Origin of the sequence: Phytohabitans sp. LJ34, from assembly GCF_052068095.1 — a bacterium.
In the GTDB taxonomy this organism is placed as follows: Bacteria; Actinomycetota; Actinomycetes; order Mycobacteriales; family Micromonosporaceae; genus Phytohabitans.
The window spans coordinates 298,886-308,186 of record NZ_JBQHDG010000010.1; the positions used below are offsets into that span (position 1 = coordinate 298,886).

General features: G+C 71.9%; 9 protein-coding genes and 3 pseudogenes. 9 read left to right on the top strand and 3 right to left on the bottom strand.

The annotated features are described in order from the left end of the window. Positions 1–18: 18 nt before the first annotated feature. Entirely contained in the window at positions 19–984 is a 966-nt protein-coding gene (locus tag ACTMTJ_RS20145; protein WP_441218751.1) for a helix-turn-helix domain-containing protein, read from the bottom strand. On the opposite strand from ACTMTJ_RS20145, the pseudogene ACTMTJ_RS20150 reads away from it, so the two are divergent. From ACTMTJ_RS20150 to ACTMTJ_RS20190, 9 genes and pseudogenes are all read left to right on the top strand, one after another. Then, positions 983–1,231, top strand: a pseudogene (locus tag ACTMTJ_RS20150) (ATP-binding protein); the annotation flags it as partial. The gene ACTMTJ_RS20145 and the pseudogene ACTMTJ_RS20150 sit on opposite strands and share 2 nt — an antisense overlap. A gap of 84 nt (positions 1,232–1,315) precedes the next feature. After that, a pseudogene (locus tag ACTMTJ_RS20155) lies at positions 1,316–1,426 on the top strand (alpha/beta fold hydrolase); the annotation flags it as partial. Continuing rightward, entirely contained in the window at positions 1,423–2,220 is a 798-nt protein-coding gene (locus ACTMTJ_RS20160; protein WP_441218753.1) for an alpha/beta hydrolase, read from the top strand. The pseudogene ACTMTJ_RS20155 and the gene ACTMTJ_RS20160, both read left to right, overlap by 4 nt. Further along, a complete protein-coding gene (locus tag ACTMTJ_RS20165) occupies positions 2,210–3,004 on the top strand; it encodes an MBL fold metallo-hydrolase (protein ID WP_441218755.1) in 795 nt (264 codons plus the stop codon). Before ACTMTJ_RS20160 ends, ACTMTJ_RS20165 begins: the two co-directional genes overlap by 11 nt. Positions 3,005–3,007: 3 nt before the next feature. Continuing rightward, positions 3,008–3,796 carry an alpha/beta fold hydrolase gene (locus tag ACTMTJ_RS20170; RefSeq protein ID WP_441218757.1) on the top strand — a complete coding sequence of 263 codons (789 nt, stop codon included), beginning with the start codon at positions 3,008–3,010 and terminating at the stop codon, positions 3,794–3,796. A 264-nt stretch (positions 3,797–4,060) separates the two neighbouring features. Then, positions 4,061–4,861: an inositol monophosphatase family protein gene (locus tag ACTMTJ_RS20175; RefSeq protein ID WP_441218759.1), complete on the top strand. Its 801-nt coding sequence runs from the start codon at positions 4,061–4,063 to the stop codon at positions 4,859–4,861. Further along, positions 4,858–5,565, top strand: a complete 708-nt coding sequence (locus ACTMTJ_RS20180) for a ThuA domain-containing protein (protein ID WP_441218761.1) — start codon at positions 4,858–4,860, stop codon at positions 5,563–5,565. The genes ACTMTJ_RS20175 and ACTMTJ_RS20180 overlap by 4 nt, the downstream gene beginning before the upstream one ends. After that, positions 5,535–6,614 carry a Gfo/Idh/MocA family protein gene (locus ACTMTJ_RS20185; protein ID WP_441218763.1) on the top strand — a complete coding sequence of 360 codons (1,080 nt, stop codon included), beginning with the start codon at positions 5,535–5,537 and terminating at the stop codon, positions 6,612–6,614. The genes ACTMTJ_RS20180 and ACTMTJ_RS20185 overlap by 31 nt, the downstream gene beginning before the upstream one ends. Before the next feature lie 30 nt (positions 6,615–6,644). Next, complete coding sequence (locus ACTMTJ_RS20190; RefSeq protein WP_441218765.1) at positions 6,645–8,204, top strand: MFS transporter; 1,560 nt, start codon at positions 6,645–6,647, stop codon at positions 8,202–8,204. Here the strand turns inward: ACTMTJ_RS20190 and ACTMTJ_RS20195 are convergent. Next, positions 8,194–8,793: a hypothetical protein gene (locus ACTMTJ_RS20195; protein WP_441218767.1), complete on the bottom strand. Its 600-nt coding sequence runs from the start codon at positions 8,791–8,793 to the stop codon at positions 8,194–8,196. The genes ACTMTJ_RS20190 and ACTMTJ_RS20195 overlap by 11 nt on opposite strands. A 396-nt stretch (positions 8,794–9,189) precedes the next feature. Next, positions 9,190–9,301: pseudogene (locus ACTMTJ_RS20200) on the bottom strand (IS481 family transposase); the annotation flags it as partial.

Here is a 9,301-nt window from a genome sequence, read left to right on the forward strand (position 1 = left end):
CTTACAACAGACGTTCTCCTAGGAATCCGCCTGTGGCGCGGCGAGGCGGCGCCACTCGCTGGGGGTTTGGCCGTAGGTGCCGCGGAAGCGGCGGGTGAAGTGGGTCGGATCGCTGAAGCCCCAGCGGCGGGCGACCGTCGCGATCGTGCGGCCGTGGCTATCCGGGCGCAGCAGCTCATCGCGGGCGCCGCGCAGCCGCTCGCCGATGATCCACTGCTCGAGGCTGAAGTCGGCCTGGGCGCAGACCTTGTAGAGGTAGCGCAGCGAGACGTTGTGCGCGGCGGCGATCGTGGCGGGGCGCAGGTCGGGGTCGGCCAGGTGCTGGCGGACGTAGGCGCGGACCTGGGTCAGCAGCGTCTCGGCGAGCACCGCGCGGGCGTGCGGCTCCGCGTGGGCGGCCGACGCGATGAGGGCGCGGGCGAGCTCGATGCTCGCGTGGCCGGCGGTGACGGCGGCCGGGTCGGCGCTGAGCTGCTCGGCGTCCCGCACCAGGTGGGCGACGTGGCTGGTCACCAGGTGGTACAGCGGGCTGGTCGGCAAATTGGCGGCGGCGCGGCGGATGACGTCGATCGGGAGGCCGACCTGGTCGAACGGGATCTGGAGGCAGCCGGCCGCGCCGTCGCCGGACCAGGAGAAGTCGTACGGAGAGGACAGGTCGACCATCATCAGCGAACCAGGGCGCACGATCTGGCGGTGGCCGAGCTGCTCGTGGCGCCCGTCGCCGAGCAACTGCACGGAGAGGGCGACGATGGGCGCGGCGTCCTGTTTGGCCTGTTTGGGCGTGCGAAGCAGGCGCAGGCCGGTGGACCGCGCGGTGAATACGTTGGCGCTGCCGAAGTCCCAGACCTCGAGGCGGGTGCGGACGTCACCACCCGGATCCTCGTGGATCACGTAGGACGGGACCGACGCCTGCATCATCGCGGCGTAGACCGCCTCGACCCGCTCGCCCCGCGGTATGTCCGCCGTGTCCAGAAGAAAACCCATGTGCGCCGCCCAGTGTGCACCGTCAGCCGACAACAGTGCACGCATAGCCCCGCCAGCGGCGCACACGCTTCCTAAGGTCGCACGGGAGTGTTACAAGGGGGGATCGGTGCTCAGGGGCCGAAAAAGTGAACGCGAACACCTTGACGAGCTCGTCGCCGCGGTCCGCGAGGGGTTGAGTGGCGTGCTCGTCCTCCAGGGCGACGCGGGCATCGGCAAGACCGCGCTGCTCGACTACGCGGCCGGCGCCGCCGCCGACCTACGGGTCGTCCGCGTCGGCGGGGTCGAGTCGGAGGCCGGGTTCGAGGTGGGTGGGAAAGCGTCAGCCGCGCGCGTCAACGACGCGACCCTCGTCGTGTACCCGGGCGCGCCGCACGGCATCACCGACACGCACAAGCAGCAGCTGTCGGAAGACCTGCTTACATTTTTGAGGAGTGTGCCATGACCGCGCCCGACACGATCGTCCTCGTCCACGGCTTCTGGGTGACGCCGCGCAGCTGGGAGCACTGGGTCACGCACTACGAGGCCCGCGGCTTCCGGGTCATCGCGCCCGGCTACCCGGGCTTCGAGGTGGAGGTCGAGGCGCTGCGGGAAAACCCGCAGATCATCGTCGACGTGACCGTGCCTGCGATCATCTCGAAGATCGAGGGGATCATCCGCGAGCTGGACCGTCCGCCGATCATCATGGGCCACTCCGCCGGCGGGGCGTTCACCCAGATCCTGCTCGACCACGGGTTCGGCGCCGCCGGCGTCGCGCTCAACTCGGCGCCCACCGAGGGCGTGCGGGTGGTGCCGCTGTCGCAGGTGAAGTCCACCTTCCCGGTGCTCAAGAGCCCGGCCAACCGGCACAAGGCGGTCGGGCTGTCCTTCGAGGAGTGGAAGTACGCGTTTACCAACACGTTCACCGAGGACGAGTCCCGCGCCCTGTACGACCGCTACCACATCCCGGCCAACGGCGGCATCCTGTGGGGCAGCGTGCTGGCCAACTTCCAGCCCGGTCACCAGGACACCTGGGTCGACTACCACAACGACAAGCGGGTGCCGCTGCTGTTCGTCTCCGGCGGCGAGGACCACATCATGCCGCCGGCCATCCAGCAGTCGAACGCCAAGCACTACAAGTCGAACACCATCACCGAGATCAAGGAGTACGAAGGGTACGCGCACCTGCTGCCCGCGCAGAAGGGCTGGGAGCGGATCGCCGACGAGGTCTTGGACTGGGCGCTGTCCCATGCCCGCTGACGTCCGCGTCACCCACGTCGGCGGCCCCACCGTGCTCATCGAGTTCGCCGGGTGGCGGCTGCTGACCGATCCGACGTTCGACCCGGCCGGGCGCACCTACACGTTCGGCTGGGGCACCTCGTCCCGCAAGCTCGCCGGGCCGGCGATCGACGCGGACGCGGTCGGGCCGGTGGACGCGGTGCTGCTGACCCACGACCACCACGGCGACAACCTCGACGAGGCCGGCCGCCGCCTGCTGCCGTCGGCCGGCATGGTCGTCACCACCGTGTCCGGCGCGGCCCGGCTCGGCGGCGGCGCGCTCGGGTTGGCGGCGTGGGCGTCGACCACATTGGAGGGTGCGGGACGGCCGGCCGTCGAGGTGACCGCCACGCCGTGCCGGCACGGTCCCCCACTGAGCCGGCCGATCGTCGGCGACGTCGTCGGCTTCGCGCTGCGCTGGGAGGGGCAGCGGCACGGTGCACTGTGGATATCCGGTGACACCGTCCTCTACCCCGGCGTCCGGCAGGTCGCCGGCCGGGTGCCGGTCGGGCTGGCGCTGGTGCACCTCGGCGGCGTCCGCTTCCCGGTCACCGGACCGCTGCGGTACACGATGACCGCCCGCGACGCGGTCACCCTCCTCGGCGAGGTGCGGCCGCACACCGCCGTGCCCGTGCACTACGAGGGCTGGAAGCACTTCCAGCAACCCCGTTCCGACATCGAACGCGAGTTCGCCGCCGCGCCGCGCGACGTGCGCGACCGCGTCCGCTGGCTACCCATCGGCACTCCCACCGACCTGGAGACATGACACATGAGAAGACTCGTGACCGCGCTCGTGCTGCTGCTGACCGCCACCGGCCTGTTGGCCACGCCGGCGGCGTCCGCGGCGACGGGCTCGCACGGACCCAAGCCGACTGTCGTGCTCGTGCACGGCGCCTTCGCGGACGCCTCCGGCTGGGGCGAGGTCGTCAAGCGCCTGCACCGCAAGGGTTACCCGGTGATCGCGCCGGCCAACCCGCTGCGCGGCGTCCCGTCGGACTCGGCGTACATCGCCAGCGTGCTGGCGAGCGTCAGCGGACCGATCGTCCTGGTTGGACACTCGTACGGCGGGATCGTCATCACCAACGCGGCCACCGGCAACCCCAACGTCAAGGCGCTGGTGTACATCGCGGCGTTCGCACCCGACCAGGGTGAGCCGCTCGTCGCGCTACAGACGAAGTTTCCCGGCAGCCGGCTCGGCTTGGAAGCGCTCGACATCCGGCCCACCGGCCCGGAGACCTTCGACGGCTACATCAAGGCGAGCGTCTTCCGGGAGGTCTTCGCGGCCGACCTGCCGGCCAGCACGACGGCGGTCATGGCGGCCACCCAGCGCCCCGGCGATCTGGCCACGCTCCAGCAGCCGTCCGGCCCGCCGGCTTGGAAGGCGATCCCGTCGTGGTACCTCGTCGCCAAGCAGGACCAGGTGATCCCGGCGGCCGCCCAGCGTTTCATGGCCGAGCGCGCCGGTGCCCGTACCAGGGAGGTCAACGCCTCGCACGTGGCGATGATGTCGCGGCCGGACGCCGCGGCCGACGTGATCGTCGCGGCCGCCCGGTCCTGACGGGAGGGGTTGGAGGGGGCCGGCCGGGGTGGCCGGCCCCCTCCGTCTCCCTCCCCCACCCCCGAGATCGCTCCTGCCGCGGGTCCACATAGGTGGGTGGGACGAGCTCCGGTAGCCGGTCGGCGGCGAGGCGGACGGTCCGGTGTCCGCGGTGGATGATCCGGTGCCGCGCGCCACCCCCCGCTGATCAACCGTCGGCCGCGGTCGAGGTCCAGAACCTGGACCACCCAACCCTCGGCCCGGGGCGCCGGATATGATCTACGAATGTCTGACGCGGAGCTCGCCATCGCCGCGGCGGAGGCGGGTGCGGCCGTGGTGCGGGCCAGGTTCGGCCAGCCGCTCGACCGGTTCGTCAAGTCCGGCAACGACTTCGCCACCGCCGCCGACCTCGACTCCGAGAAAGCGATCCTCGACGTCTTGCGGGCCGCCCGCCCGGACGACGCGGTGCTCGCCGAGGAGTCCGGCGGCGCGGGCGATCCGGGCACCGGCCGGGTGTGGCTCGTCGACCCGCTCTGCGGCACGCTCAACTTCGCCGCGCACACCCCGCTCGCCTCGGTCAACGTCGCCCTGCGTACCGGCGGGGAGGTGACCGCGGCGGCGTCGGCCGACCCGTTCAGCGGCGAGGTCTTCTGGACCGACGGCACCACGGCGCGCATACGCCGAGGCCAAGACCAAAACCCACTCACGCCCACCGCCACCGTCCCGCTCGTCGACGTCGACCTGGATCCGCCGTTCGCCAACGGGCCCGGCTTCCGCGCGGTGCGGCTGCTCGGCGACCTGGCGTTCACCCAGCGCTTCGGGGTGCGGGTAACGTCGACGACGCTGGCGCTGGCGTGGGTCGCGGCCGGGCGCCGGGCCGCGTACCTGAGCGACAGCGACCTGACCGACAACGTGCACTTCGCCGCCCCGGTGGCCATCTGCCGGGCGGCCGGCTGCGTGGTCACCGGCCTGCGCGGGGAGCCGGTCGGCGAGGGCGCCGGCGGCCTACTCGCCGCCGCCGACCAAGAGACGCACGACGCGCTGCTCGCGCTCGTCGCCAAGCAGTTTCGAGGGGGTCGACCGTGACGTTGAAGGCTCTCGTGGTCCGCGGCGGGTGGGAAGGGCACCAGCCGGTCAAGGCCACCGAGATGTTCATCCCGTTCCTGGAACGCGCCGGCTACGCCGTGCGCGTCGAGGAGTCACCCGAGGTGTACGCCGACGCGGGTGAGATGGCCGCCACCGACCTGGTCCTCCAGTGCGTGACGATGTCGGAGATCACCGGCGACCAGGTGGCCGGTCTGCGCGCGGCGGTCGAGGCGGGCACCGGCCTCACCGGCTGGCACGGCGGCATCGTCGACTCCTACCGCGCCTCCTCCGACTACCTCCAGCTGGTCGGCGGCCAGTTCGCCACCCACCCGGGCAAGGAGCCGTGCGAGCGGCAGGGCGGGCAGGAGGACAACTACCTGCCGTACACGGTGAACCTCACCGCCCTGGGCCGGGAGCACCCGGTCACCGCCGGTGTCGAGGACTTCGACCTGGTCACCGAGCAGTACTGGGTGCTGCACGACGACCTGATCGACGTGCTGGCCACCACCACCCACCCGACCCAGCCGTGGCACCCTTGGCACCGGCCGATCACCTCGCCGGCGATCTGGACCCGGCGTTGGGGCGCCGGCCGCGTCGTCGTCACCACGCCGGGGCACAGCCTCGACGTGCTGGAGCACCCGAGCGTGCGCACCGTCATCGAGAGGGGCATCCTGTGGGCGAGCCGCACCGCGTCGGCATCGTAGGTCTCGGCGTCATCTCCCGGCAGTACCTGAACACGCTCGTCGGCCACCCCGACGTCCGCGTGACCGCGGTGGCCGACCTCGACGCCGCCCGGGCCGAGGCGGTCGCGGCCGAGTTCCCGGGGGTGGAGGCGGTGAGCGTCGAGCGGCTGTTCGACGGCGCGGGCGTCGACACGGTGCTCAACCTGACCATCCCGGCGGCGCACGCCGACATCGCGCTGGCCGCGATCGCCGGGGGCAAGCACGTGTACGCGGAGAAGCCGCTCGCGGTCACGTTCCCGGGCGGCCGGTCGATCGTCGACGCGGCCGTCGCGGCCGGCCTGCGGGTGGGATGCGCCCCGGACACGGTGCTCGGTACGGGCATCCAGACGGCGCGCGCCGCCGTCGACGCCGGCCTGATCGGGCGCCCGATCGCCGCGTCCGCCGTGATGGTGACGCCCGGCCACGAGCGCTGGCACCCCAACCCCGACTTCTACTACGTCGCCGGCGGCGGCCCGCTGATGGACATGGGGCCGTACTACATCACGGCGCTGGTCCACCTGCTCGGCCCGGTCCGCGCGGTGACCGGCGCGGCGAGCCGGCTGCGCGGGGAGCGGGTCATCGGCTCGGGGCCGCGTGCCGGCGAGCGGATCCCGGTCGAGGTCGACAGCCACGTCAGCGGGGTGCTCGAACACGCCAACGGCGCGCTCACCACGATCACGACGAGCTTCGACAGCGTGGAGACGGCCGCCGTGCCGATCGAGGTGCACGGCGAGACCGGCACGCTGTCCGTCCCCGACCCCAACCATTTCGAGGGCGAGACCCGCCTGTTCGAGCTGGGCGGCAGCGAATGGCGCCCCCTCAAGCCCTCCGCCGGCTACGTGGGCGCCGGCCGCGGCGTCGGCCTGGTCGACCTCGTCACCTCGGACGGCCGCGCGAGCGGCGAGCTGGCCCTGCACGTGCTGGAGGTAATGACCGCGCTGCTCGACTCGGCCGCCGAGGGGCGCCGGATCAACCTCACCACCACCGTGGAACGCCCCGCGCCGGTGCCGCTCACCCATCCGGTCCGATGAGTTTGCCGCGCCCGGTCCGTCATACCGGGCATGAACACATCGACTGCTGAGACGGCGACCCGCCGCGCCTGGTTTGGCCTCGCGATCCTGGCCCTGCCCACCCTGCTGCTGTCCCTGGACGTCAGCGTGCTCTACCTCGCGCTGCCCAACCTGAGCCGTGACCTGGGCGCGTCGAGCACCGAGCAGCTGTGGATCCTCGACATCTACTCGTTCCTGCTGGCCGGCTTCCTGGTCACGATGGGCACGCTGGGCGACCGCATCGGCCGCCGGCGCCTGCTGCTGATCGGTGCGGCCGCGTTCGGCGTGGCCTCCGTCGCGGCGGCCTACGCGACCAGCGCCGAGATGCTCATCGCGAGCCGCGCCCTGCTCGGCGTGGCCGGCGCGACGCTGGCGCCGTCGACGATGGCCCTGATCCGCAACATGTTTCCGGACCCCAAGCAGATGGGCCAGGCCATCGCCATCTGGTTCGCCTGCTTCATGGGCGGCATGACGGTCGGGCCGCTGGTCGGCGGCGCGCTGCTGGAGCACTTCTGGTGGGGCTCGGCGTTCCTGCTCGGCATCCCGGTCATGGTGCTGCTGCTCGTGCTCGGCCCGGTCGTGCTGCCCGAGTACCGCGACGCGCACGCCGGCCGCCTCGACATGGCGAGCGTGGCGCTGTCGCTGGCCGCGATCCTGCCGGTCATCTACGGCCTGAAGAGCATCGCCCGCGACGGCCTGCACACCACCGCCCTGGCCGCGACCGCCGCTGGCATCGCGTTCGGTGTGGCGTTCGTCCGGCGGCAGCGCACGCTGGAGCACCCGCTGCTCGACCTGCGGCTGTTCACGAACGGCAGGTTCAGCGCCGCGCTGTCCACCATGTGGTTCGGCGGCCTGGTAATGGCCGGCGTCAGCCTGGTCACCTCCATGTACCTCCAGCTGGTCGAGGGTTTCTCGCCGCTGACCGCGGGTCTGTGGCTGATCCCGCAGAACATCGCGATGATCGCCGGCTTCCAGATCGCGCCGCGGCTGGCCCAGCGTTTCCGCACGTCGAGCGTGGTCGCGGCCGGCCTGGTCATCTCGGCCGCCGGCTTCGTCATGATGGCCCGGGTGCCGACCGAGGACGGCGTGACCTGGCTGATCGGCGGCCTGGCGCTCGCCGCCGCCGGCATGAGCCTCCCGATGGCCCTCACCGCGAACATCATCATGGGCGCCACCCCGCCGGAGAAGGCCGGCTCGGCGGCCGCGGTGATGGAGACCAGCGGCGAGTTCGGCATCGCGGTCGGCATCGCCACCCTGGGCAGCCTGGCCACGTTCGTCTACCGCGGCGAGGTCGCCGACGGCCTGCCCACCGGCCTGCCGAGCGACCTGGCGGCGGCGATGAACGAGAGCCTGGCGGTCGCGGCCACCGCCACCCAGCGGGCCGACCTGCTCGACCTGGCCCAGGACGCGTTCACCTCCGGCCTGAACGTGGTGAGCGGCGTGGGCGCGGCCATCTTCGTGACGCTCGCGGCCGTCTGCCTGGCCGTCCTCCGCCGCGCCGACCAGCCCGCGCCGGTCGAGGTGGTCGCCGAGGAGACCGAGGATCGGGTACCGGTCGCGGCTACCCGGTGAGCGTGTCCATAGTGGACAGAAAGCGCTCGGCCCGCCGCCGGCGCTCGAGCTTCCAGTCCGGACCGGCCGCGCCGCGCTGTAGATCGGTGAGGTACGCATACTCATCGGACAGCAGCCGGCGCGGCTCGTCGTCGGCCGCGACCCACGCGTCGGCGAACTCCCGGAACGTCGGCGCCTCCCCCGCCGTCCAGAACTCCATGACGAGCACGCGGGCGAGCGCGCCATCGCGAAACCGCCCGCCGGTCAGCTCGGCCAGCAGCCGCGTCACCGGCTCGTAGGTCTTGTTGTACCACCGGTAGTAGAGCCGGTCGGACTCCCGCAACTCCGCCGGTGGCCCACCCGGCCGCACGATCTCCGCCGCCAGCCGCGTGGCGCCGAGCACCTCCCCGGTCGTCAGGAAATGGCGCACCCGCCGCAGGATCACCGGCTTACGGTCGGTGTCCCGCGTGACCTTCGCCCCCGCGACGATCCGGTACGGGATGGCGTGCCGCTCGCAGAACGCCCGGATCTCCCCCAGGTTGAGGTAGTTGAGGTCGTCGAGCAGCTCCTCCCGCCGCCCCGCCGCCAACCCCGCCAGCACGCCACCCATAGCCCACATCATGCCGCGCCGCCCTCTTCCTCGACCGCGACACGGCTGGAGAGGGGTTCGGGTCAGGGCCTTCTTGAAGACACTGTCCGCATTAATCAGGGGTCTCCTAGAGGCCCTTCGGGGTCAGGGTCACCGCCCGTCGTGGCGTTGCTTAGAGGCATATTTGCCCATGTCCGCGTCAGCTGTAGGCCGTATGCTCCCGCGGGCACCGTTCCCGGCCGGCGGCTCGCCAGGGCTCGCCGAAATCCCCGGCCGTCCACTGCCAGGTCCGCGGGACAAGCCCCGAGAGGGGTCTTCGCGGGCCCTACCTGGGCCATCCTGACGCGGCGTAACCAGCCCAGGGGTCGAGACTTCGAAATCTAGGAGACCTAGGGTTGAAATAGCGCCCTAACTCTCCTAGATGTTGTGTCCGGAGAGGTTGGGTACGCGGCTGGCGGGTGGGCCGCCGATGGCGGTGTGGTGTCGGTGATGGTTGTACATGTGGAGCCAGTGGGGCAAGGCGGCGCGG